The sequence below is a fragment of the Pseudarthrobacter sp. R1 genome (assembly GCF_024494415.1).
Lineage (GTDB): Bacteria > Actinomycetota > Actinomycetes > Actinomycetales > Micrococcaceae > Arthrobacter.
Genome location: NZ_JAMKFI010000007.1, coordinates 166,910 through 189,447 on the forward strand (window position 1 = coordinate 166,910; position 22,538 = coordinate 189,447).

The following is a 22,538-nucleotide window of genomic DNA, read 5'->3' on the forward strand; positions in this document are numbered from 1 at the left end:
GCCCGGGTGGCAGCCAGACTCCTCGCCCTCGCCGCAGGCATCTGGCACAACTGGCGCATCAACGCGCCCCGCAAGCGCTCACTCATTGCCTACGACCACTAAATCCAATAGGACTTAATCATCTAGCTGGACTGCCCGCTGCCGTCAGCGCGGAGCTCATGGCGGATTGCTGCCACAAAGGCATCAATGTCCTCCTCGGTGGTATCGAATGAACACATCCACCGGACTTCCCCGGCGGCCTCGTTCCAGTCATAGAAGCGGAACGATTTCCGCAGCCGGTCCGCTACACCGTGGGGCAGGATGGCAAAGACGCCGTTGGACTCGGTTTTCTGCGTCGGCTGTACGCCGTCAATGGTGTCGACGGCGGTGCGGAGCCTGGTGGCCATCGCGTTGGCGTGGGAGGCGGACCGCAGCCAGAGGTCGCCTTCCAGGAGGGCAATGAACTGGGCCGACATAAAGCGCATCTTCGACGCCAGTTGCATGTTCATCTTCCGCAGGTACACCAGCCCATGGGCGGCCTCCGGGTTCAGCGCCACCACCACTTCACCGAACAGGAGCCCGTTCTTGGTGCCGCCAAACGAAAGAATGTCCACGCCGGCGTCGCGGGTGAAGGCCCGCAGCGGGACCTGGAGGTGGGCCGCCGCATTGGCCAGCCGGGCCCCGTCCATGTGCAGCTTCATCCCCTTGGAATGGGCATGGTCCGCGATGGCCCGCACCTCGTCCGGCGTGTAGCAGGTTCCGAGCTCCGTGGTCTGGGTGATGGAGACGGCCAGCGGCTGGGCGCGGTGCTCGTCGCCCCAGCCCCAGGCCTCCCGGTCGATCAGTTTCGGCGTGAGCTTGCCGTCCGGGGTGGGGACATGCAAAAGCTTGATGCCGCCAATCCGTTCCGGCGCGCCGTTCTCGTCCATGTTGATGTGGGCAGTGGAGGCACACACCACGGCGCCCCAGCGGGGGAGCAGCGACTGCAGCGACAGGACGTTGGCGCCGGTTCCGTTGAAGACGGGAAAGCATTCGATGCCGGGCCCGAAGTGTTCCTCCATCAGTTCCTGCAGCCTGGCCGTGTAGTCGTCTTCCCCGTAGGAAACCTGGTGGCCGTCGTTGGCCGCGGCCAGGGCCGCGAGGACCTCCGGATGTACCCCGGAGTAGTTGTCCGAGGCGAATCCGCGGATGGTGGGATCGTGCAGCCGGGTTCCGGCGGCAGTTTCTGCTGTTGTTGTCATGGCTTTGCTCACGCTTTCAGTCTAAATACAGTCAGCCGCCCTGCAGGCAGGGAACGGACTCTCAGGGGGCCAGCACGAGCCGGCTGCCGTTCAGGCCGCCAGCCGGGGTGTCAAAGAGTCCGACGACGGCGCTGGCCAGGTCTTCGACGTCAGTTGCGCCGGGGAACTTCCGCTCCGGGTGGTTCCGGCGCATCTCATCGTCCACGAGGGCCTTGACCACCAGGACGACGGCGGCCGCTTCCCCGGGACCGGTGTTCCCGGCAGTACCGTTGACGGCAGTGTCATCGCCGGCAGCGGCGTTGGCCCGGCGGAAGCCGTCCGCCATGGCCATGGTCCACGCTTCGGCAGCGGCCTTGGCGGCAACATAGCTGGCAGTGGCTGCTGCCGGCTTGGCCACAGCGGTGGAGGACACCATCGCGAAGCGGCCGTAACGGGAAGCGGCGATATCGTCGAAGAAGATGCGGGACACGTTCCGGAGCGTAGTGATGGCGCCGCGTTCCAGGAAATCCCAGTCCTCGTCCGTCTGGTCGGCAATGCCTGTGGCACCGCGCCAGCCGCCTACCAGGTGGATGACGGCGTCAACCGTCCCGGCAGCCGCTGACACGTCCTTGCCCAGTTGCCGCACGTCATCGAGCCGCGACAGGTTGCACACAAGGCCCGTGACGCCGTCGCCCGCCTTTTCCGCCGCGGCATCGATCCTTGCCTGGTCCGAACCCACGGTGAACACCCGATGGCCTGCGGCGTGAAGCGCCCGGGCGACGGCGATGCCGGACGCTCCGCTGCCGCCGGTCACCAGGACGTTCAGGCGCGGAGTCCCGGCCGTCCCGGCTCCAGCCGCGTCCGGTGCCTGGTTCCCCAACTCTTCTGTCACAGTGCGGTAGCTCCGGTGATGCCGGCAGTTGACTCAATGACGGGGCGCATTTTTTTCTCCAGTGCTTCGTAGAACATGGACAGCGGGAACTCGTCATCCAGCACCTGGTCCGTCAGGCCGCGCGGCGGACCGGCCAGGGCCAGCGCGTCAGGGCCCTTCGCCCAGACGGATGCCGGATTGGGCGTAACGGTAGCGGAGACCAACTGGTACGCCGCGATCCAGTGCGCAGTTTTCGGGCGGTCGATGGAGCGCCAGTACAGCTCATCGATGCTGGCACCCAGGGCGATGACGGCGTCGGCTACTTCGTCCCAGTCGATGGTGAGCCGGGTATCGGTCCAGTGCAGCACGTGCTGCTGGTGCAGCCAGGCGAAAAGGAGTTGGCCGCCCAGCCCGTCATAGTTCCGGACCCGGCTGCCGGTAATGGCAAAGCGGAAAATCCGGTCGAAGATGATGGCGTACTGCACCAGCTTGGCGTGGCGGCGGGCCTCGGGATCGGCGTCCTCGTCCTTCTCGATACGGACGGATTCACGGAAGGCCGTCAGGTCGCAGCGCAGTTCTTCGAGGGAGTACAGGAAGTAGGGCATCCGCTGCTTGATCATGAACGGATCGAACGGCAGGTCGCCGCGCATGTGGGTGCGGTCGTGGATGAGGTCCCACATCACAAAAGTGGCTTCCGTCAGGTCCTGGTCGGCGAGCAGTTCCGCGGCGCCTTCGGGAAGTTCCAGGCGGGTGGTCTCGGCGGCCGCCTTGAGCACTCGGCGGAACCGGGCAGCCTCGCGGTCAGCAAAGATGGCGCCCCAGGTGAAGGTGGGGGTTTCACGGACGGCAACGGTTTCCGGGAACAGCACGGCAGAGTTGGTGTCGTAGCCGGCGGTGAAATCCAGGAAGCGGATGGGGACGAACAGCTTGTTCGAGTATTCCCCTGCCTCCAGGCCGGCGATGAACTCGGGCCAGATCACCTCGATCAGGACTGCCTCGACCAGCCGGTTGCTGCTGCCGTTCTGGGTGTACATCGGAAAGACCACAAGGTGCTGGAGCCCGTCGCGGCGCTGTTCCTGCGGCTGGAAGGCCAGGAGCGAAGACAGGAAGTCCGGGACGTTGAAGCCGTTGGCTTCCCAAGTGGAAAAGTCCGCGCAGACTGCGTCAAGGTAGGCGGCATCATGCGGAAAGGCGGGGGCCAGGACACGAACTGCTTCCACTATGTCACTCACGTGCCGGGACGCTTCTGCGTGGGCGCCGGCATCGGGGATGGAGCCGTCCTTAACCTGCAAAGACTGGAGGGAAGAGGCCGCGGCTTTAAGCCGGAGCCAGTCCTGGTTTTCCGCGGTTATTCCGGTGGGGGCGGTGATCAGAGTTTCGGTCATCGTCGGCTGCCTTTCTGGTTGCTTGCTATCTACGGTGAGCGTAGCAAGCAACCAGCAGGACTAATCTGAAAAGAGGCTTAGCCTAAGAAAGCCTTGTGCTCGGGGCGCTTTGTATGGCTTGTAGGTCCAGCGTTCAGCAGTGTCAGGCTTCCGTACCCGGGCCACTGACCTGCGGTTTTTCCTGCGAAACGAGTTTCAGGGACACGGAGTTGATGCAGTAGCGCTGGTCCGTGGGCGTGCCGTACCCCTCGCCGTCGAACACGTGCCCCAGGTGGGAATCGCAGGTGGCGCAGCGGACCTCCACGCGGTCCATACCCAACGTCCGGTCATGGATGTACCGGACGGTGCCTTCAGCCAGCGGCGCCCAGAAGGAAGGCCAGCCACAGTGGGAATCGAACTTTTCATTGCTGGTGAAGAGTTCGGCCCCGCACGCGCGGCACTGGTAGACGCCCGCCGTATGGGTGTCCCAGTATTCACCGGTGAAGGGGCGCTCGGTCCCGGACTGCCGGAGCACGTGATACTCCTCGGGCGTGAGCTCCTCGCGCCACTCGGCGTCGCTCTTTTGCACGGTGGGCTCGGCGGAGGGGGACTCGGCGGCGGGGGACTCGGGAGCCGGATCCGTGGCCTTGTTTCCGAAGATGCTGTTTCCCAGGATGTTGTTACCGAAGATGCTCATAGCCTTCTCAACGCTCAGGAGTCGCCGATAAATCCCGAACCTGCGTACAGGTGCAGGACGGGGAGGCCCAACTGGTCCTGTGCCTTATTGGCCCAGTCGGTGTGGAACGTATCTGCCACTGCATGCGGCCTGGTGATCACCACGGCCTGCGCGGCGCCGGTTTCCTTGACTTTGGCCACGAGGCCCTGGACCGCCCCGCCGTCCACCACCTCGCCCGTGACGCCTCCGCCCAGTCCTGCGAGCGTGGCCAGGGATACCGCCAGCGTTTCGGCTGCCTGCGCCCGTTCCGTCGCGGGGTCCGGAGCGTGGGATGTCAGCTCCCGGAATGCCTTGGCGATGTCCAGCAGGGAGAGGTTTTCCAGGAAGTCCACCAGCAGGTGCCGCTCAGTGTTTGCCGGTACCAGCACCACGAGCCGGGTGTCTGCACCATCCACCAGGCGCTCGATGTTCAGGCGGTCGTCCGCCCCCAGGGGTTCTTCGGTCAGGATGACGATGGGATCACTCATGGCCTTAGCCTAGTCCCGAGCCTGGGGTGCTGCACTCCTTTGCCGGTGCAGGCAATTCCCACCGGCCCGCCGGAAATACGGGCTCTGGGTGGCTGGACGGTAAGAATAGTTCCATGGCACTTTTCCAGCAGACCAGCCCAGCCCCAGCTTCCCGCACCCAGGATTCCGGCGCGGGCATGTCGCTGCGGACGAAGTGGGCGATTGGCGGAGCCATCGGGGGCGGGGCATTGGCGGGGGTGCGGGCCACCGGATCGTCGGCACGGGCGGTGTGTATAAGAGACCGCGTCACCCCCCCGGCCCGGCAGCGGGCGTCGGACCAGGAAGTGCTGGCCGTGATTCGCGACGGCCAGAGGCAGCAGGTGATCCTGGCGGCTAACGAGGACACCACCGTTGACGGTGTGTACGGGTTCTTTTTCGACGGCGGCAAGGGGCACGCGCGCATCGGCCGCATCATCTCGTACTCGCCCGCTGAACGTACGGTGCTGCGCGACGTTGAAGCTGTCTACGCGGGAGACCTCACTGCCGCGCGCTGGGGCTGGTGGAGCGGCGCCGTCTATCCGGACCCGGCCGCGGCCGGACTTCCGGCAGAGGACGTGGTGATCGAAGTGGACCGGGGGCAGGCACCCGCCTGGCTGGTCCGCGCCGGTGGCACCGCACGCACCTGGGCTGTGATGGTCCACGGTCGCGGGGCCAGCAGGCAGGAGGCGCTGCGCGCCGTCGGGCCCGCGCTGGAGCTTGGCCTGACCAGCCTTCTGGTGTCCTACCGCAATGACGGGCTCGCCCCATCGGCCGACGACGGGCGCTACGGCCTGGGGTCGACTGAATGGCGGGACATCGAGGCAGCCATTGAATACGCTCTTGCCAACGGGGCCGAGGAGATTGTCCTCTTCGGCTGGTCCATGGGCGGTGCCATCTGCCTGCAGACTGCTGACTTGTCCCGCTACCGCCATTTGATCCGGGCCATGGTGCTGGATGCACCGGTCACCGACTGGGTCAATGTGCTCGCCCACCACGCGCAAATTAACAGAATTCCGTCACTCGTTGGCCGCTACGGGCAGCTTATGCTGGGGCACCCGCTGGGGCGCCGGCTCACGGGACTCTCCGCGCCGGTGGACCTGAAGGTCATGGACTGGGTTTCGCGAGCAGTGGAACTGCGGACTCCCACTTTGATCATCCACAGCGTGGACGATGAATACGTGCCCTACGGGCCGTCCGCGCTCCTGGCTGAGCGGAATCCGGACATGGTGACCTTTGAGGCGTTCAACCATGCGCGGCACACAAAGGAGTGGAACGTTGATCCTGCACGGTGGGAGAGCGTGGTGAAGGCATGGCTGCGGCAGCAGCTTGCGCCCCGCCTGAATCCAGGCGGGATCAGGCAGGGGTCCCAACCGGCAAATGCGGGGGATGCTGCAACCGCTGGGAAGCGGCTTCAGTAGCCGCCGGGCATGTCCGGAGGGGTGAAGGGGTCCGCGTAGTTGGAGTGGGCGGGATGGTCGCGTTGAGAGAGGCGTTCTGACCACCGGGCGCCATGCGGATCAACTTTTCCGCAGTACCCGCAATGGCGCGTGAAGTTGCCGTCGCGGTCCGCTTCGGCCACCCAATGGTGCCCAAGGTTGGTCTTGCACAACAGGGTTTTGAGCATGAGGATCGTCCATCTAACAGCGGCTCTGCTCTGCAGTGATGCCGGTGCAACGATTATAGGCCCGCAACCAGTACGATTGACCGTGCGGTTCCTACGAGGCGGACAGCGAGCTGATGGGAGCGGTGACGGCGTCAGTGAGACGAATGAGGTCGGCAGGGGCGAGCTCGATGTCCAGGCCCCGTTTGCCTCCCGAAACCAACAGCGTTTCCAGCGCCAGTGCGCTGTGATCCAGCACGGTAGGGGAGGGGAGCCGCTGGCCGAGCGGGGAGATGCCGCCCAGCACATAGCCGGTGCGGCGCTGGGCTGCAGCGGGATCGGCCATGGCCGCCTTTTTGGCTCCCAGTGATGACGCAAAGGCCTTAAGGTCCAGGGTGCCGCTGACGGGTACGATTCCCACCGCCAGCCTGCCCTCCACCTCCACCAGCAACGTCTTGAAAACCTTCGACGGATCAATGCCGAGCACCTCGGCTGCTTCCGCGCCGTAGCTGGCAGCGGAGGGGTCGTGGGCGTAGGGATGCAACACAAAGGGAACCCCGGCTGCCGCCAGCACGGCGGTGGCCGGAGTTCCCTGTGCTGCGTTTTTGCGTGCCATTGATGCCTGCGCGGCTAGGAGCGCACCGCGGACGAAGCCGCGACCTTGCGCTTGATCCTTCCCAGCATCGCCGTCATCCCACGCATCCGCAACGGGGTGATGGCGCGGGTAAGGCCCAGCAGTTCAGGCATGTCATCAGGCACCGAGAGGATCTCTTCGGCGGACAGCCCGTCCAGGCCCTCATGCAGGACGCCGGCAAAACCGCGTGTGGTGGGAGCCTCTGCGGGAGCCTTGAAGTAGAGCCGAACGGTGCCGGACGTGCCTCCGCTTTGTTCCGTCTCGATGGTCAGGAACAGCGGGGACTGGCACTCCACCACCTGCTCGAGCAACTCGGGGTGGTCCCTGAGCCGCTCAGGCAGGTCCGGCAGTCCCTGGGAGAACTCGAGCAGCAGCTGCAGGCGCTCGGGCTCGGACAGGGCCTGGAAGTCGTCCACAATGGCCGCCAAGGCGGAGGGCAAGGCTTGAGTAGTCATCATTCCAAGTTTACGCAGGTAGGGCTGGCTGTGCGCCGTCAGACCCCGACGGAGACGGGAAAGGATCCGCGTTCCGCGCCCTTAACGATGGGCACCCGCACGGCATTGCCCCACTCGGTCCACGAACCGTCATAGTTGCGGACAGAGTCAAAGCCCAGAAGGTACTTAAGGGCGAACCAGGTGTGGCTGGAACGCTCGCCGATGCGGCAGTAGGCCACGACGTCGTCGCCTTCAGCCAGGCCTGCTTCGCCCAGGTAAAGGGCCTCAAGTTCCTCGCGGCTGCGGTAGGTGCCGTCAGCGGCGGCGGCGCGCGCCCACGGAATGGAGGCCGCAGTGGGAATGTGGCCGCCACGCAGCGCACCTTCCTCGGGGTAGGCCGGCATGTGGGTGCGCTGGCCGGTGTACTCCTCAGGGGAGCGGACATCGATGAGCGGCTTGCCCAGGTGGGCCAGGACATCTTCCTTGAACGCACGGATCGGAGCATCGTCGCGCTCAACAACCGGGTACTCGCCCCTGGCCAGAGCCGGCTTCTCGGTGGTCAGCTCCCTGCCCTCGGCAATCCACTTATCCCGGCCGCCGTCGAGCAGCCGCACGTCCTGGTGGCCGAAGAGGGTGAAGACCCACAGTGCGTAGGCAGCCCACCAGTTGGACTTGTCACCGTAGATGACCAGGGTGCTGTCGCGCGAGATGCCCTTCGACGCCGCCAGCTCAGCGAACGCGGCGCCATCCACGTAGTCGCGGGTCACTTCGTCGTTCAGGTCGGTGTGCCAGTCAATCTTCACCGCACCGGGGATGTGGCCGGTTTCGTACAGGAGCACGTCTTCGTCAGACTCCACCACGATCAGCTGGCCGCTGGCCACGGCTCCGTTGTCGATGGCGGCAGCAAGCCATTCGGTGGAAACCAGTCGCTCGGGGTGGGCGTAGGCTGCGAACTTCTCGTTTTGTTCAACTGGGTAGGACATATCTTTGCCTTTCATCGAGAACACGGCTGATCCGCGGGACCGGCATGGGGACCTCCTCCCACCCTAGCCACGGTCCACTGCGATGTCCGTTTTCCGTTAATAGGAGGAAATGTTGCCTTCGTCACGCTGGCCGGCCGGTGGCCCCGCGCCACCCGGAGCGGGGGTTCGTTGCCGGTATCCTTTCTGGGGACGAACCACCAGCAGAACGGACCACCTTGGTACAGATCGAACAGCTTGCCGCCCGAACTCCGTCAGTATCGGTGGATGAGCTCCTGAAGGGTTTCTTTCCCTCGCCGCGTTTCGGCCAGGTCTCCTTTGCGAGTTACCGCCCGGATCCCAAACAGCCCAGCCAGTCGCATGCCGTCCGGGCCCTTGAAGGATTTGCCGGCGGCGTCGGGGCAAGTGACGGGGGGGGACTGTTCAAGAAACTGTTCGCCAAAAAGGATACGTCCCGCGCAGGGATCTACCTGGACGGCGGGTTCGGCGTGGGCAAGACGCACCTCTTGGCCTCCCTGTGGCACGCCTCCCCGGGGCCCAAGGCTTTCGGCACATTTGTGGAATACACCAACCTGGTAGGCGCCCTGTCCTTCCGCAAGACCGTGGATGCCCTGAGCGGTTACAAGCTCGTTTGCATTGACGAATTTGAGCTCGATGATCCCGGCGACACCGTGCTGATGTCCAGGCTGATGCGTGAACTTGCCGACGCCGGCGTGAAACTTGCTGCCACCTCCAACACCCTGCCCGGCTCGCTGGGTGACGGCAGGTTCGCCGCGGTGGATTTCCAGCGCGAAATCCAGGTTTTGGCAGACCAGTTTGACGTTATCCGTATCGATGGGGAGGACTTCCGCCACCGCGGACTGCCGGCAGCCCCGGCGCCACTTAAGAACAGTGAATTGTCCGCGCACATGAAAGCGGAGTTCGACGGCAAGACGGTGGCGCAGGACGAATTCTCAACGCTCATCCACCATCTCGCAGGGGTGCACCCGAGCCGCTACCGCCAACTGATCCACGGGATCGACGGCGTTGTGTGGCGGAACGTGGAAACCATCACGGAGCAGGCGGTGGCGCTCCGGTTCGTGGTCCTCGCTGACCGGCTCTATGACAAGGACGTGCCCATCCTGGCCAGCGGTGTTCCGTTCGATCAGCTGTTCACCGAGGAAATGATGACCGGCGGCTACATGAAAAAGTACTTCCGCGCTGTCTCCCGCCTCACTGCCCTGGCCCGGGAGGGGCAGAACCACGAGCCGTCCTAGGGTTGCCGGCGCCAGCCGCCGGCCGCCGTCGTCCGTTCAATAGACGGAAGGCGCTGCTCCGTAGGGAGCGGTGCCTGACGGCGGGGCTTTAAACGCCAAAGGTGCGGGTGCCGCCTCCCGGCGGGACCCGCACCCCCTTGACGTACTAGGGCAAAGCCCTGGCCAAATCCTTTTTACGGAGCCTTGTCAACCGGCGGAACCGGGTTGACCGGCGGAACCTGCCCGGGGGCAGGTGCCTGGCCCGGAGTTCCGTTCTGGTCAACGAGCTTGGAAGCGCCATGCTGGATCTTGTTGACGTGACCTGAGTACTTGCCTCCGGTCTTGGTGTCGACGAAATCGCCGGCCTTGGTGATGCCGTTCTTGATGGCCTGCTCGTTACCGCGGATAAGACCTTGAGCCTTGCCCTTTAGGTCGCCAATCAGTCCCACGAGCACCTCCCTTCAATCGCGGAGCCAGGTCGCTCCTCCGCATTCGATCCTAGCGCTGCAGCCGGAGCCGTGCCAAGGAAATCAGGGGCTTTGGGCGTTCGCCAGCAGCGGATAGAGTTGCTGGGCTCCTGTGCGGGGCAATGGCCGCAGGGCAAGAAAAAAGCAGCTCCGGGGAGCTGCTGAATGTGGGCGATACTGGGATCGAACCAGTGACCTCTTCCGTGTCAGGGAAGCGCGCTACCGCTGCGCCAATCGCCCGGAACCGGAAGCCCGGCTTATGGGATTGTAAGGAGTAAGAGAGCGGACGACGAGATTCGAACTCGCGACATCCACCTTGGCAAGGTGGTGCTCTACCAGCTGAGCTACGTCCGCATATGAAGTACGTTCCGGCCGGGGCCGGTCGAACTGCATGAAGCAAGTTTCCTTGCTTGGTGGGCGATACTGGGATCGAACCAGTGACCTCTTCCGTGTCAGGGAAGCGCGCTACCGCTGCGCCAATCGCCCATGCTTATCCGGAACAGACCGGAAACCATGGTTTTCACCGAGGTGGGTACGGGATTCGAACCCGTGTATACGGCTTTGCAGGCCGCTGCCTCGCCTCTCGGCCAACCCACCGTGTAAGCGCCGATTCAAAAGAACCTTTGCCGTGACAGTGTCCTGCGAGCGGACGACGAGATTCGAACTCGCGACATCCACCTTGGCAAGGTGGTGCTCTACCAGCTGAGCTACGTCCGCATTTTGGAGGGCCGATTCGCTGCCGTTCCCGGCATTTCCTCGCTTTCCAACGAGTAAAAACAATATAGGAGGTTCCGGGATTCTCCAAATCGAGCCGCCTTCATGAAGGGCCAATGGCGGTGCTTCCCTGTAATGGCGGGGATTTTCCTGAGTTACAAACGTGTAATTCCCGACGGCGGGTGGTGGCGCTGGGTGCGAGGGTGAGGTTTGGGCAGGGCTGGCATGTGAATGATCCTGCGCAGGCCTGGCTCCTTGTGTCCTGTTCGCGTTGTCCGGTCAGCCGACGGCCTGGGTGCCTGGCTGGGTGCCCCTTTTGCTGCGGGCTGATTGCCGATTTCCGAAATGGCTGCAGGGTCGGCTAACATTCAAATGCATCAGGGCGATTGGCGCAGTGGTAGCGCGCTTCGTTCACACCGAAGAGGTCACTGGTTCGAACCCAGTATCGCCCACCGCATATTGGTCCGTTTCCGCTCATTTGCAGCGGAAACGGACCTTTTTTGTGCGCCCGGACACGATGTCAGCCCCCTGTGAAAGAGTCTTTTCTATGACTGCTCCACTTCTTGCCCACGCCACGGAATACGGGCGGATGTACGCCCGGTCCACCTCTGAGCATTTCTCCGTGCCGTCTATCACCACTGTGATCGGCCAGCAGCCGCACGGGCTTGACGGCTGGTTTGGATACATGGGGGCCAGCAGCCTGGCGAAGGATCCGCTGCTCGCGGACTGCCTCGGCAGCCCTGCCAAAATCAAGCAGGCCGTCAACCGCGCGGCCAAGGCAGCGGAAACGTACCGGGACGAGGCCGCCAGGCGCGGGGACCGCGTGCATTACTACTGTGAGCAGGTGGCCCTGCGGGCGCTGGGCCGGCCGCATGCCATGAAGGAAGCCCGGGAGGCGCTGGCCGCCAACGGCGAAGAAGCCTTCGCCGTCCGCTTTGATGAATGGTGGGAGCTTTACCGGGTGGAACCCATCGCCCCGGAGATCACCGTCTGGAACAACGCCGTAGGCTACGCAGGCACTCTCGACCTTGTTGCCCGGATCAACGGCAGGATCTGCCTCATCGACTACAAGACCAAGGGCACCACCCGGGACGGGCTGGTGAAGCCGCTGGACGACAAAGTGGTGATGCAGCTGGTGGCCGGCATGAAGGCGGAAGAGAGCCTGGTGGATCCGGAGGCCGGGAGCTGGGAGCCTTGGAAGTACGGCGACAACCCCGTCCTGCTGGCCGTGGCCATTGGCGAGACCGAGGTCCGCCCGGTCCGTGCCAACCCTGAGGTCCTGAAGCACCACTGGTGGAAGTTCTGCGCCCTCCGGCGGGTGTGGGAATTGTCAGCGGACACGATTTCCGCTGGGGCCGCGCTGCTGCCCATTGCCCCGCCGCCGCTCGCACAGGTACAGACCGTCTAGGCGTTGCCTGCACCCGCGGTGTCTGCGCCTAAACTGGATAGGTTCCCGTTACCGCCAACTGTAAGGAAAAACAGCGCATGGCTATTCTGAATATCCGCATCATCGGCGATCCTGTGCTCCGCACAGTTGCCGATCCTGTGACGGAATTCGGGCCTGAGCTGGCCAAGCTGGTGGCGGATATGACCGAAACCATGGAAGACGTTGATGGTGCCGGCCTGGCCGCGCCCCAGGTGGGGGTGAGCCAGCGCGTGTTCACCTATCGGATCGACGGCGTGGAAGGGCACATCATCAACCCCGTGCTGGACAACAGCGAGGATTTCCAGCCTGACCAGGTGGAAGGCTGCCTGTCCATCCCCGGTCTTGGTTTCCCTGTGCGCCGTTTCCGCTCCACCCGTGTCACCGGAGTGGACATGCACGGAAACCCCGTCACAGTCGAGGGCGAGGGGATGCTGGCGCGCTGCTTCCAGCATGAGAATGACCACCTGGACGGGATCCTCTACACGGACCGGTTGGAGGGCGAGGACCGGAAAGCTGCCCTGCGCTCCATCCGCAACGCCAACTACGACTCCGTCACCGAACGGACGACGGCGAAGCGCGCCAAAACGGTGGGCTCAAGTTTCGGCGGCGCTGCCTCCGCGTCCAGCTTCGGTGCCGGCGCGGCTGGTACCAACGGGTGAGGGTCCTTTTCGCGGGGACCCCCGCCGTCGCTGTACCGTCCCTTAGTGCGCTCGTCGAAGCAGGTTTCGATGTTGTTGCAGTCCTGACCAGACCGGACGCGCCGATAGGCCGCAAACGCGTGCTGACGCCCTCTCCCGTTGCTGCCCGTGCAGCGGAGCTTGGCATTGAGGTCATCCACGCGGCCCGGATTGATGCGGAAACCACCGCCAGGATTTCTGCCGTTAGCCCTGATGTGGCCGCGATTGTCGCTTACGGCGGATTGGTTCCCGCCGCCGCGCTCGGTATCCCGCCGCATGGCTGGATCAACCTGCACTTTTCGCTCCTTCCCGCCTGGCGTGGCGCCGCGCCGGTGCAGCGCGCAGTGATGGCCGGTGATGACGTGACCGGGGCAGTGACGTTCCAACTGGAGGAGGGCCTGGACACCGGGCCCGTTTTTGGCACCCTCACGGAAACGGTGGGGCCAAACGATACCGCGGGGGAGTTGCTGGAGCGGCTGTCCCACAGCGGGGCAGTGCTCCTGGCCCAGACCCTCTCTGCCATTGACGCCGGCAAGGCAGCAGCAGTGCCGCAGTCCGGCGAGGTTTCCCTCGCCCCCAAGCTGACCCTCGATGACGGCCGCCTCGACTGGGAACACCCTGCCCTGGCACTTGGGCGGCAGGCGCGGGGTGTCACTCCCGAGCCCGGAGCCTGGACGGTGATGGACGGCCAGCGCATCAAGCTGGCTCCCGTACGGCTCCGGCCGGACGTTTCCGGCCTCGCGCCCGGGTCCGTCTCGCTGCAGGGCAAAAGCGTGCTGGTGGGAACCGGCTCCCATGCTGTCGAGCTGACCCGGATCCAGCCGGCCGGCAAAAAGATGATGGCCGCTGCCGATTGGGCACGCGGTATGGCTTCCCTTGAAAGCGTGGTGTTCGAATGAGCGGGTCCGGCGGCAACCAAGGCGGTCGCGGCAGAGCCGGGGGCGGAAACGGAGGAGGAAGCTCAGCCGGAGGCGGAAGCGCCGCGGGCAGCGGGAGCGGCGGCCAGCGCGGTGGCCGCGGCCAAGGCGGGCCCCGTGATTCGAGCAACCGAAACGCCAAGGGACGGGAACGGAACCGCAGCCCTAAGCGCAGTTTCACCGACAACGCCCCTTCCCAGCGCACCCGCAGGGCAGATCCCGCCCGACTGGTTGCCTTCGAAGTCCTTCGCGCGGTAGCCGCCGAGGACGCGTACGCCAACCTGGTGCTGCCCGCCCGGATCCGGCACCACGGGCTGGACAAACGGGACGCGGGCTTCGCCACCGAACTCAGTTACGGGGCGCTCCGCAGCCAGGGAACCTATGACGCCGTCCTTGCCCGGTGCGTGGACCGGCCGCTGGACCAACTGGATCCCGCCATCCTCGACGCCCTTCGGATCGGAGCGCACCAACTGCTGGCCATGCGCGTCCCGGCGCACGCCGCCCTGGACCAAACCGTTGGCCTGGCCCGTGCAGTCATCGGTGCCGGACCATCGGCGCTCATCAATGCCGTCCTCCGGAAGGTTACTGCGCACACGCTCGAGGAGTGGCTGGAGCAGTTGGTCGCCGGGGAAACCGACGAAACCAAGGTCGCCTCCCTCCGTTACGCCCATCCGGAGTGGATCGTCCGCGCCATGCGCCAGTCACTCGTGGCGCACGGGCGCTCTGCCTCAGAAATCAACGACCTGCTGGAAGCGGACAACGCCGCGCCGGTGGTCAACCTGGTGGCCCTGCCCGGCATCGGCAGCCTCGACGAGGCCCTGGAAAACGGAGCCACGCCCGGCGAACTGGTGGAAGGCTCGGCGCTGTCCAGCGGCGGAGACCTGGGGCGGCTTGCCTCCGTGCGGGAGGGCAGCACCAGGGTGCAGGACGTCGGCTCGCAGCTGGTGGCGCGCGCCATGGCAGCCGTGGACCTGGGCCGGAACAGCGGCTCAGATGGCGAAAGCCCTGGTGAGGCCTGGCTGGACCTGTGCGCCGGGCCGGGCGGCAAGGCAGCATTGCTCGGTGCGCTGGCCAGCCAGAGGGGCGCAACCCTGCTGGCGAATGAACCTGCACCGCACCGCGCCAGGCTCGTGACCCAGGCGCTTTCCGCTGTACCGCGGGAAACATGGCAGGTCCGTACGGGTGATGGCCGCGAGGTGGGCACGGAGAAGCCTGAATTTTTTGACCGGGTACTCGTAGACGTCCCCTGCAGCGGGCTGGGCGCGCTTCGGCGGCGGCCCGAGTCCCGCTGGCGCCGCACGCCCAAGGACCTGGCAGACCTCGGCCAGCTCCAGCGGGATCTCCTCAAATCGGCCCTGGCCGCGGTCCGCCCCGGTGGAGTGGTTGCCTACGTGACCTGCTCGCCCCACCCGGCCGAGACCACCGCCGTGGTCACGGATGTGCTCCGCAAACGCGATGACCTTGAACTGCTGGAGGCCGGCCAGGCTTTGGACAGCGTCAGCCTGCCGGGCAACCTCGGCGCCGGGCATGATTCGACCGCGCAGCTGTGGCCCCACATCCACGGCACCGATGCCATGTTCCTGGCCCTCATTCACAAGAAGCTCTGAGCCACGAAAGCCCTGATCCACAAGAAGCCTTGAGCCGCGAGTCCTGATCCACAAAAAATCCTGGTTTTTTGGAAGCCCTTGGTCCCCAAGCCCTGACCGGCAAAGAGACCTGATCCGTGAAAGGTTCCCACTGTGACGCAATGCTGCATTAACCCGAGCATCCTGTCCGCCGATTTCGTCAACCTTGAGGCTGAGCTGCAGCGCATCAGTAACGCGGACGCGGTGCACGTGGATGTGATGGACAACCACTTTGTGCCCAACCTCACCATCGGCCTGCCGGTGGTGCAGCGGATCCAGGCCGTAAGCCCGGTGCCCCTCGACGCGCATCTGATGATTGCCGACGCCGACCGCTGGGCACCCGGTTTTGCAGATGCCGGCCTGGCATCGGTCACCTTCCACGCCGAGGCCGCCATTGCGCCCATCAAGCTCGCCCGCGAACTGCGGGCCAGGGGCGCCAAGGCAGGAATGGCGCTTCGGCCCGGTACGCCTGTTGAGCCGTACCTGGACATGCTCCCCGAGCTGGACATGCTGCTCATCATGACGGTGGAGCCGGGATTCGGCGGCCAGGCGTTCCTGGATGTAACCCTGCCGAAAATCCGGCGAGCCAGGCAGGCCATCGACGGTTCCGGGATCGGTGTGGCCATCCAGGTTGACGGCGGCATCACCGAAGACACCATCACCCGTGCAGCAGAGGCGGGCGCCAACGTCTTCGTGGCAGGTTCGGCTGTGTACGGTGCGGTGGATCCGGCCGCGGCGATCAACCGCCTGCGCGAGGCCGGGACCCAAAAGTTACGCACCGCGGCGGAATAGCAGGGAGCCGTACGCCGTTATGGCACAATAGCAACACACATACGTGCTCCGGGGTCGGTGTAAGTCCGAACCGGCGGTGACAGTCCGCGACCCGCGAGCCGGTGGTTTTCCTTTGGGAGAATCCCGGCGGACGGTTGAACCGGTGAAATTCCGGTACCGACAGTTAAAGTCTGGATGAGAGAAGCACGTACAGCTGTTTCTGCGGCGTCATGGGACGCCGCGGCCTTCTGCTGTCGTATACCCCCGGAGCCATCGCGGTTCTAGAGGGAAGGAACGACGCAAGCACTATGAACCTGCTGCGATGGCTCTTAGATGCCACAAACTCCGCTGCCGCCACACCCGGCAGCACTACCATCGAGGCTCCCGCGTGACGGCCGGAGTTGTTACAGCCTTTACTGCCGCCGAGACGGCTGCGATGGACACTGCCCTGAACGCGGCCCTGCAGGGGCCCCGCGGCGCCAATCCCCTGGTGGGGGCCGTCGTCGTCGATTCAGAGGGCCGCGAACTCGTCACGGGTTACCACCGCGGGGCAGGCACCGCCCACGCGGAAGCAGACGCGATAGCGCAGGCGGCTGCCGCAGGGATTGATCTGTCCGGCTGCACCATGGTGGTGACCCTGGAGCCCTGCAACCACGTCGGCCGCACCGGCCCTTGTGCCCAGGCGATCATTGCTGCCGGGATCACTGACGTCGTCTATGCCGTGGACGATCCCCACGACCCGGCTGCGGGCGGGGCCGCCACCTTAAGGGAGGCGGGCGTGCGCGTGCGCAGCGGTTTGGCTGCCGGCGAAGCACTGGAGATGAACCGCCGGTGGTTTGAGGCAGTGGCGGCAAAACGTCCGTTCGTCACGCTGCACATTGCGCAGACGCTGGACAGTCGCATTGCAGCAGAGGACGGCACCAGCCAGTGGATTTCCAGTCCGGAATCTTTGGCCGACAACCATGCAATCCGCGGCCGCATCGATGCAATCCTCGTGGGAACCCAGACCGTGTTGGTGGACAACCCCCGCCTCACTGCCCGCAACCCGGCAGGAACCCTGGCTGGGAAACAACCGCTGCGGGCCGTGATGGGACTGCGTGACATCCCGGCGGACGCCGCCATCCACGGAAGCGACGGCCTGGTAACGCACCTTCCCACCCGCGACCCCCAGGAAGCGCTGTCCTCCCTTTACGGGTCCGGAATCCGCCACCTCATGGTCGAGGGAGGCTCGCGCATCCTCAGCGCATTCCTTACTGCCGGGCTCGTTGACGAACTCATTGTCTACCTGGCCCCCACGCTGCTTGGCTCCGGAACCCCGGCCCTCACCGGCTTGGGAATTACCACCCTCGCCGACGCGCAGCAGTGGGAATGGGACCCTTCCGACGGCGGCGCCGTCCGTACGCTGGGCCGGGACCTGCGGCTCCACCTTCGACCGCAACGCGCCGTTGCCCTGGAACCACAAACAACACTTCACCCACAACCGTCCCGCGCCACTGCGGAGCAAGCCCAGGGAGGCTACTGATGTTCACCGGAATTATTGCCGAGCAAGGGCACGTTTTGTCCGTCGAGAGGGACGGGGATGCCAGTGCCACTGTCCGGCTGCACGCACCCGGCTCCACCGAAGGCCTCGCCCTGGGCGGGTCCATCGCCGTCAACGGTGTCTGCCTCACCGCCACCGAAATCGACGGCAAGGAATTCAGCGTGGACGTGATGGGGGAGACCCTGGTCCGCAGCACCATCGGCGAGTTGGCTCCCGGTGACGCCGTCAACCTTGAGCGTTGCGTCCCGGCCGGCGGCAGGCTGGACGGGCACGTGGTCCAGGGCCACGTGGACGGCGTCGGCGTGCTGCTGGAGCGCGAGCCCCTTGGCAACTGGGAAAGGCTTCGTTTCGGGGTGCCCGGGAACCTGGCCCGCTACATCGCGGAAAAGGGATCCATTGCCATCGACGGCGTCTCACTCACCGTCACGGCGGTCAGCCCCGCTGCGGAGCAGAGCCCCTGGTTCGAGGTGGGGCTCATCCCCACCACCCTTGCCGAAACCGGGCTCGGCGCCAAGAACACCGGCCGCCGGGTGAACCTGGAAGTGGACGTCCTGGCCAAGTACACCGAACGCCTCCTTGCGTTCAGCACCCCAGCGCCCGCCGCTGTTGAAGGAGGAGCACGATGAACGCAGCAGTACGGTTCGAACCCGAAGTTGCCCCCGCCGCCGGCACCCGGACGGACAGAGTCTCCGGGTTGAACACCATCGAGGAAGCGGTGCGGGCCATCGCCGCCGGCCGGCCAGTGCTGGCGGTGGACAACGAGGACCGGGAGAACGAGGGCGACATCATTTTCGCCGCCCAGCACGCCACTCCGGCGCTGATGGGATGGACCATCCGGTACAGCTCCGGCGTCATCTGTGTACCGCTGTCAGGCGACCGCGCGGACGCCTTGGCGCTGCCTCCCATGGTGGCGGTCAATGAGGACGCCAAAGGCACCGCCTACACGGTGTCCTGCGACGCCGCCATCGGCGTCAGCACCGGAATTTCCGCGACGGACCGGGCCCTCACGGCCAGGGTCCTCGCGGATCCGCAGTCCGAACCGTCGTCCGTGACACGCCCCGGGCATATTTTTCCGCTGCGTGCGGTTGACGGTGGTGTGCGGGAACGTCCTGGCCACACTGAGGCCGCTGTCGACCTGTGCCGCCTGGCCGGCCTGGAAGCTGCGGCGGTCATCGCCGAAGTTGTTTACGACGATGGCGAGATGATGCGGCTGGATGGGCTCCGTGCCTTTGCCGCGGAACACGGATGCCCCCTGATCTCAATCCAGGACCTGGTGGCGTACCTTGAGGCAGCGGGCACGTCGGCTGACAGCAACACCCGGGCAGGACGCCAGGGCGGAGAAGAGGAGATACGATGACGGCTTCCGGAGCTTCGGGAAACGGCCACCACCTGTCCGATTCGGGCAACGGCCACCACAGGGCCACGCCTGCCAACGGCCATCACCAGGCTGAGTCCGGCAACGGCCGGGTACCCCATCCCGTCAGCGGCGGACCTGTCGTCCAGCTGCCCACGGCTTTCGGTGACTTTATCGCTCAGGCATGGATAGACCTGGAGACCGGTGCCGAACACCTGGCCGTCAGTTCCCCCAATCCGCCCAAAGACGGCCAGGCCCCGCTGGTCCGGCTGCACTCGGAATGCCTTACCGGAGATGTCTTCGGTTCCTACCGCTGCGACTGCGGCGAGCAGCTGGCCTATGCGCTGGAGATGATCCGTGAGCATGGCGGAACCTTGCTCTACCTGCGCGGACAGGAAGGCAGGGGCATCGGCCTCGCCAACAAGATCAAGGCCTACGCGTTGCAGGAGGCCGGCTTCGACACCGTGGAGGCCAACGAACAGCTGGGCCTGCCCGTGGACGCCCGGTGCTACAAGGCAGCCGCCCAGGTGCTGGCCGAGATGGGACTGCATGAAGTCCGGCTCCTGAGTAACAACCCGGACAAGCAGAACAGGCTGGCAAAGGCCGGCGTCAAGGTTGTGGAAATGGTCCCCACCGAGGTCCCGTCCCGCGACCAGAACATCCGGTACCTGCAGACCAAGAAGGACCGCATGGAGCACCGCCTGGTTCTGGGCACCCACGTGGGCGTCGCAGTGCCCGTCACAACCCCTGATACTTCCTTTGACCACGAGCAAGACTGACCCACCAACAAGACTGAACGGAACAGCATTTACCTATGAGCGGACACGGCGCCCCCGATATCGACCTCTCCACCCTCAACCCGGCCGAAACCTCGCAGCTCCGGCTCGCCATCGTTGCGGCCAGCTGGCACACCCAGATCATGGACGGGCTCCTGGACGGTGCACTGCGCGCGGCGAAGGACGCCGGCATCGCCGAGCCCACTGTCCTGCGCGTCCCGGGCAGCTTTGAGCTGCCTGTCGCTGCCGCCCGGCTGGCACCGCACTTCGACGCCGTCGTGGCCCTCGGTGTTGTGATCCGCGGCGGTACGCCGCACTTCGAGTACGTGTGTCAGGCGGCGACGTCGGGCCTCACCGACGTGAGCGTGCGCACCGGAGTTCCGGTGGGCTTCGGCGTCCTGACCTGCGACACCGAACAGCAGGGCCTGGACCGTGCCGGCCTCCCCGGCTCGAAGGAAGACAAAGGCCACGAAGCCGTTACCGCGGCGCTGGCCACCGCCGTCGTGCTCAAGCAGTACGGCAACTAGCACACCGGGGCAGGCGGGCGCGTGTGTGTTCACTCACATCGCGCCCGTCATGCAACGGCCCGACAGGCGCCCTTCGGGCCGCAGCAAGTAGGCTGGAGGGCGTGAAGAATTTCGAGACGCTGTTCGCTGAACTCAGCGAGAAGGCAGCCACCCGCCCGGAAGGCTCCCGCACCGTCGCTGAATTGGACTCCGGTGTCCACGGCATCGGCAAGAAAGTCGTTGAGGAAGCAGCCGAAGTATGGATGGCTGCCGAATATGAATCCGATGAAGCTGCGGCCGAGGAAATTTCCCAGCTGCTGTACCACCTGCAGGTTCTGATGCTCGCCAAAGGCCTGACCCTGGAAGACGTCTACAAGCATCTGTAGCCACCGGTCCGGCGCGCCTTTGCCGCCGGTGCCCGCCGTGGCCTGCACTGCCTGAATACCTAGACCTCCCGAATCCAGAAAGATTTCCCATGCTGCGAGTAGCCGTCCCCAACAAGGGTTCCCTGTCCGAAGCCGCCTCCGCCATGCTGTCCGAAGCCGGCTACCGCCAGCGCCGCGATACCCGCGAACTGGTCATGGTGGACCCGGACAACGACATCGAATTCTTCTTCCTCCGTCCGCGCGACATCGCCGTTTACGTGGGGCAGGGAACGCTCGACGTCGGCATCACCGGCCGTGACCTGCTGCTGGACGCCGAGGTGGAAGCCGAAGAGCTGCTGCCGCTGGGATTCGCCGCCTCCACCTTCCGCTTCGCCGGTCCGGTAGGGGATTTCGCCAAAGTCGAGGAGCTGGAGGGCAAGCGGCTGGCCACGAGCTATGACGGCCTGCTTCGCGGCTACCTCGCCGAACGCGGTGTCAACGCCAAGGTGGTCCGCTTGGACGGTGCCGTTGAATCTTCTGTCCGGCTTGGCGTTGCGGACGCCATCGCGGACGTCGTCGAAACCGGCAACACCCTCAAGGCGGCCGGGATGGAGATTTTCGGCGAGCCGATCCTCAAGTCCGAAGCCGTCCTGATCCGGCGGACCGAAGAAGGCGGTGCCGCAAACGGCACGGCCAAGGAAATTGAGGTCCTGATCCGCCGCCTGCAGGGTGTGCTGGTGGCCCGCCAGTACGTGCTGATGGACTATGACATCCGCAAGGAACTCGTTGAGCAGGCCGCCGCCCTGACGCCTGGCCTGGAATCACCTACGGTCTCTCCGCTGCGGGATTCGGACTGGGTTGCCGTGCGTTCCATGGTGCCCAAGAGGGAAACCAACCGGATCATGGACGAGCTGTACGACCTTGGCGCCCGCGCCATCCTGGTCAGCAGCATCCACGCCTGCCGCATCTGATTCCGCACGCACCGCTGCATCAACGCACCCCAGAATTCCAGGAGTTCCCATGGCAGTAGCCGTACGCGTCATTCCATGCCTCGACGTGGACGCCGGGCGCGTCGTTAAGGGCGTCAACTTCGAGGGCCTCCGCGACGCCGGCGACCCCGTGGAGCTGGCCCACCGGTACGACAACGCCGGTGCCGACGAACTGACCTTTTTGGACGTCACCGCATCCTCGGGCAACCGCGAAACCACCTTTGACGTGGTCCGCCGGACCGCCGAGGAAGTATTCATTCCGCTGTGCGTGGGCGGCGGGGTCCGCGGCGTGGCAGAAGTGGACAAGCTTCTCCGCTTCGGCGCGGACAAGGCATCCATCAACACGGCAGCCGTGGCGCGGCCCGACGTCATCGACGAGATCACCCGGCACTTCGGTTCCCAGGTCCTTGTCCTCTCGGTTGATGCCCGCCGCACCCGCCCCGGGTCCCAGCCCACGCCGTCGGGCTTCGAAGTAACCACCCACGGCGGACGCACCGGCACGGGGATTGACGCCATCGCGTGGGCAAAGGAAGCCGCGGACCGCGGCGTGGGGGAGATCCTGCTGAACTCCATTGACGCCGATGGCACCAAGGACGGGTTCGACCTGGAACTCATCCGCCTGGTCCGGGCCGCCGTCAAGGTGCCCATCATCGCTTCCGGTGGCGCGGGGGAGCCGGCACACTTTCCGCCCGCCGTCGCAGCGGGCGCCGATGCAGTGCTGGCCGCATCCATCTTCCACTGGGGACCGGATGACATGATGTCGCAGGTCAAAACCGCAATCAGGGAAGCCGGCTTCGAAGTCAGGTAACAGTTCCGTCTAAAAGCAACGTGAGGTCACTTCGTGCCCAAAAACCTCGGATTATTGGGCCGTAG

The 22,538-nt window shown here is 65.2% G+C and carries 25 protein-coding genes, 6 tRNA genes, 1 pseudogene and 1 riboswitch; of the genes and pseudogenes, 17 read left to right on the forward strand and 15 right to left on the reverse strand.

Annotated elements, in window-relative coordinates; genetic code table 11:
- Positions 1 to 102, forward strand: a pseudogene (locus tag M8J71_RS08585) (IS982 family transposase); the annotation flags it as partial.
- 20 nt (positions 103 to 122) lie between these two features.
- On the opposite strand, the gene M8J71_RS08590 reads toward M8J71_RS08585, so the two are convergent.
- The 5 genes from M8J71_RS08590 to M8J71_RS08610 form a co-directional block, all read right to left on the reverse strand.
- A complete protein-coding gene (locus tag M8J71_RS08590; protein ID WP_256247866.1) occupies positions 123 to 1,220 on the reverse strand; it encodes a threonine aldolase family protein in 1,098 nt (365 codons plus the stop codon).
- A 61-nt stretch (positions 1,221 to 1,281) separates the two neighbouring features.
- The gene (locus tag M8J71_RS08595; protein WP_374114832.1) at positions 1,282 to 2,079 is read right to left on the reverse strand and encodes an SDR family oxidoreductase; all 798 of its coding nucleotides are present in this window, start codon (positions 2,077 to 2,079) and stop codon (positions 1,282 to 1,284) included.
- An 8-nt stretch (positions 2,080 to 2,087) separates the two neighbouring features.
- A complete protein-coding gene (locus tag M8J71_RS08600) occupies positions 2,088 to 3,455 on the reverse strand; it encodes a DUF6421 family protein (RefSeq protein ID WP_256247508.1) in 1,368 nt (455 codons plus the stop codon).
- A 142-nt stretch (positions 3,456 to 3,597) separates the two neighbouring features.
- Positions 3,598 to 4,131, reverse strand: a complete 534-nt coding sequence (msrB, locus tag M8J71_RS08605) for a peptide-methionine (R)-S-oxide reductase MsrB (RefSeq protein ID WP_256247509.1) — start codon at positions 4,129 to 4,131, stop codon at positions 3,598 to 3,600.
- 14 nt (positions 4,132 to 4,145) lie between these two features.
- A complete protein-coding gene (locus tag M8J71_RS08610; protein WP_256247510.1) occupies positions 4,146 to 4,637 on the reverse strand; it encodes a hypothetical protein in 492 nt (163 codons plus the stop codon).
- Between the two features lie 113 nt (positions 4,638 to 4,750).
- On the opposite strand from M8J71_RS08610, the gene M8J71_RS08615 reads away from it, so the two are divergent.
- On the forward strand, positions 4,751 to 6,073 hold the full coding sequence (locus tag M8J71_RS08615; RefSeq protein WP_256247511.1) for an alpha/beta hydrolase family protein: 1,323 nt from the start codon (positions 4,751 to 4,753) through the stop codon (positions 6,071 to 6,073).
- Here the strand turns inward: M8J71_RS08615 and M8J71_RS08620 are convergent.
- The 4 genes from M8J71_RS08620 to M8J71_RS08635 form a co-directional block, all read right to left on the reverse strand.
- The gene (locus M8J71_RS08620; protein WP_256247512.1) at positions 6,067 to 6,279 is read right to left on the reverse strand and encodes a hypothetical protein; all 213 of its coding nucleotides are present in this window, start codon (positions 6,277 to 6,279) and stop codon (positions 6,067 to 6,069) included. The genes M8J71_RS08615 and M8J71_RS08620 overlap by 7 nt on opposite strands.
- A 91-nt stretch (positions 6,280 to 6,370) precedes the next feature.
- Positions 6,371 to 6,871 (reverse strand): Cys-tRNA(Pro) deacylase, encoded by a 501-nt coding sequence (gene ybaK, locus M8J71_RS08625; RefSeq protein WP_256247513.1) that lies wholly within the window; start codon positions 6,869 to 6,871, stop codon positions 6,371 to 6,373.
- A 14-nt stretch (positions 6,872 to 6,885) separates the two neighbouring features.
- Positions 6,886 to 7,344 (reverse strand): SufE family protein, encoded by a 459-nt coding sequence (locus M8J71_RS08630; protein WP_256247514.1) that lies wholly within the window; start codon positions 7,342 to 7,344, stop codon positions 6,886 to 6,888.
- A 38-nt stretch (positions 7,345 to 7,382) separates the two neighbouring features.
- Positions 7,383 to 8,306, reverse strand: a complete 924-nt coding sequence (locus M8J71_RS08635; RefSeq protein ID WP_256247515.1) for a sulfurtransferase — start codon at positions 8,304 to 8,306, stop codon at positions 7,383 to 7,385.
- A 215-nt stretch (positions 8,307 to 8,521) separates the two neighbouring features.
- Between M8J71_RS08635 and zapE the strand changes: the two genes are divergently transcribed.
- Entirely contained in the window at positions 8,522 to 9,559 is a 1,038-nt protein-coding gene (gene zapE, locus M8J71_RS08640) for a cell division protein ZapE (protein ID WP_256247516.1), read from the forward strand.
- Positions 9,560 to 9,732: 173 nt separating this feature from the next.
- On the opposite strand, the gene M8J71_RS08645 is transcribed toward zapE, so the two are convergent.
- From M8J71_RS08645 to M8J71_RS08670, 6 genes are all read right to left on the reverse strand, one after another.
- On the reverse strand, positions 9,733 to 9,987 hold the full coding sequence (locus tag M8J71_RS08645) for an antitoxin (protein ID WP_163163188.1): 255 nt from the start codon (positions 9,985 to 9,987) through the stop codon (positions 9,733 to 9,735).
- Positions 9,988 to 10,173: 186 nt separating this feature from the next.
- Positions 10,174 to 10,245, reverse strand: a tRNA-Val gene (locus tag M8J71_RS08650).
- A gap of 41 nt (positions 10,246 to 10,286) precedes the next feature.
- A tRNA-Gly gene (locus tag M8J71_RS08655) sits at positions 10,287 to 10,359 on the reverse strand.
- Positions 10,360 to 10,416: 57 nt separating this feature from the next.
- Positions 10,417 to 10,491: transfer RNA gene (locus M8J71_RS08660), tRNA-Val, on the reverse strand.
- Between the two features lie 40 nt (positions 10,492 to 10,531).
- Positions 10,532 to 10,602, reverse strand: a tRNA-Cys gene (locus M8J71_RS08665).
- Between the two features lie 47 nt (positions 10,603 to 10,649).
- A tRNA-Gly gene (locus M8J71_RS08670) sits at positions 10,650 to 10,722 on the reverse strand.
- A gap of 377 nt (positions 10,723 to 11,099) precedes the next feature.
- Here M8J71_RS08670 and M8J71_RS08675 point away from each other — a divergent pair.
- The 14 genes from M8J71_RS08675 (at position 11,100) to hisF (ending at position 22,473) form a co-directional block, all read left to right on the forward strand.
- Positions 11,100 to 11,171 (forward strand) — tRNA-Val (locus tag M8J71_RS08675).
- A gap of 95 nt (positions 11,172 to 11,266) precedes the next feature.
- Positions 11,267 to 12,127, forward strand: coding sequence for a PD-(D/E)XK nuclease family protein (locus tag M8J71_RS08680; protein ID WP_256247517.1), 861 nt, complete (start codon positions 11,267 to 11,269; stop codon positions 12,125 to 12,127).
- A gap of 77 nt (positions 12,128 to 12,204) precedes the next feature.
- Positions 12,205 to 12,804 carry a peptide deformylase gene (gene def, locus M8J71_RS08685; RefSeq protein ID WP_256247518.1) on the forward strand — a complete coding sequence of 200 codons (600 nt, stop codon included), beginning with the start codon at positions 12,205 to 12,207 and terminating at the stop codon, positions 12,802 to 12,804.
- The gene (gene fmt, locus M8J71_RS08690; protein WP_256247519.1) at positions 12,801 to 13,721 is read left to right on the forward strand and encodes a methionyl-tRNA formyltransferase; all 921 of its coding nucleotides are present in this window, start codon (positions 12,801 to 12,803) and stop codon (positions 13,719 to 13,721) included. Before def ends, fmt begins: the two co-directional genes overlap by 4 nt.
- Positions 13,718 to 15,346, forward strand: coding sequence for an RsmB/NOP family class I SAM-dependent RNA methyltransferase (locus M8J71_RS08695; protein WP_256247520.1), 1,629 nt, complete (start codon positions 13,718 to 13,720; stop codon positions 15,344 to 15,346). The genes fmt and M8J71_RS08695 overlap by 4 nt, the downstream gene beginning before the upstream one ends.
- A 132-nt stretch (positions 15,347 to 15,478) precedes the next feature.
- Positions 15,479 to 16,156, forward strand: a complete 678-nt coding sequence (rpe, locus tag M8J71_RS08700; RefSeq protein ID WP_256247521.1) for a ribulose-phosphate 3-epimerase — start codon at positions 15,479 to 15,481, stop codon at positions 16,154 to 16,156.
- Between the two features lie 39 nt (positions 16,157 to 16,195).
- Positions 16,196 to 16,347: riboswitch (FMN riboswitch) on the forward strand.
- A 224-nt stretch (positions 16,348 to 16,571) separates the two neighbouring features.
- A complete protein-coding gene (gene ribD / locus M8J71_RS08705) occupies positions 16,572 to 17,657 on the forward strand; it encodes a bifunctional diaminohydroxyphosphoribosylaminopyrimidine deaminase/5-amino-6-(5-phosphoribosylamino)uracil reductase RibD (protein WP_256247868.1) in 1,086 nt (361 codons plus the stop codon).
- Complete coding sequence (locus tag M8J71_RS08710) at positions 17,657 to 18,301, forward strand: riboflavin synthase (RefSeq protein WP_256247522.1); 645 nt, start codon at positions 17,657 to 17,659, stop codon at positions 18,299 to 18,301. The genes ribD and M8J71_RS08710 overlap by 1 nt, the downstream gene beginning before the upstream one ends.
- On the forward strand, positions 18,298 to 19,032 hold the full coding sequence (gene ribB, locus M8J71_RS08715; protein WP_256247523.1) for a 3,4-dihydroxy-2-butanone-4-phosphate synthase: 735 nt from the start codon (positions 18,298 to 18,300) through the stop codon (positions 19,030 to 19,032). Before M8J71_RS08710 ends, ribB begins: the two co-directional genes overlap by 4 nt.
- Entirely contained in the window at positions 19,029 to 19,808 is a 780-nt protein-coding gene (gene ribA / locus M8J71_RS08720; protein WP_256247524.1) for a GTP cyclohydrolase II, read from the forward strand. The genes ribB and ribA overlap by 4 nt, the downstream gene beginning before the upstream one ends.
- A gap of 35 nt (positions 19,809 to 19,843) precedes the next feature.
- Complete coding sequence (gene ribH, locus M8J71_RS08725; RefSeq protein ID WP_256247525.1) at positions 19,844 to 20,332, forward strand: 6,7-dimethyl-8-ribityllumazine synthase; 489 nt, start codon at positions 19,844 to 19,846, stop codon at positions 20,330 to 20,332.
- Between the two features lie 101 nt (positions 20,333 to 20,433).
- Positions 20,434 to 20,697 carry a phosphoribosyl-ATP diphosphatase gene (locus M8J71_RS08730; protein ID WP_015936881.1) on the forward strand — a complete coding sequence of 88 codons (264 nt, stop codon included), beginning with the start codon at positions 20,434 to 20,436 and terminating at the stop codon, positions 20,695 to 20,697.
- Positions 20,698 to 20,786: 89 nt separating this feature from the next.
- Positions 20,787 to 21,647: an ATP phosphoribosyltransferase gene (gene hisG / locus M8J71_RS08735; protein ID WP_163163209.1), complete on the forward strand. Its 861-nt coding sequence runs from the start codon at positions 20,787 to 20,789 to the stop codon at positions 21,645 to 21,647.
- Positions 21,648 to 21,696: 49 nt separating this feature from the next.
- Positions 21,697 to 22,473, forward strand: coding sequence for an imidazole glycerol phosphate synthase subunit HisF (gene hisF / locus M8J71_RS08740; RefSeq protein WP_163163211.1), 777 nt, complete (start codon positions 21,697 to 21,699; stop codon positions 22,471 to 22,473).
- The last annotated feature ends 65 nt before the right edge of the window (positions 22,474 to 22,538 follow it).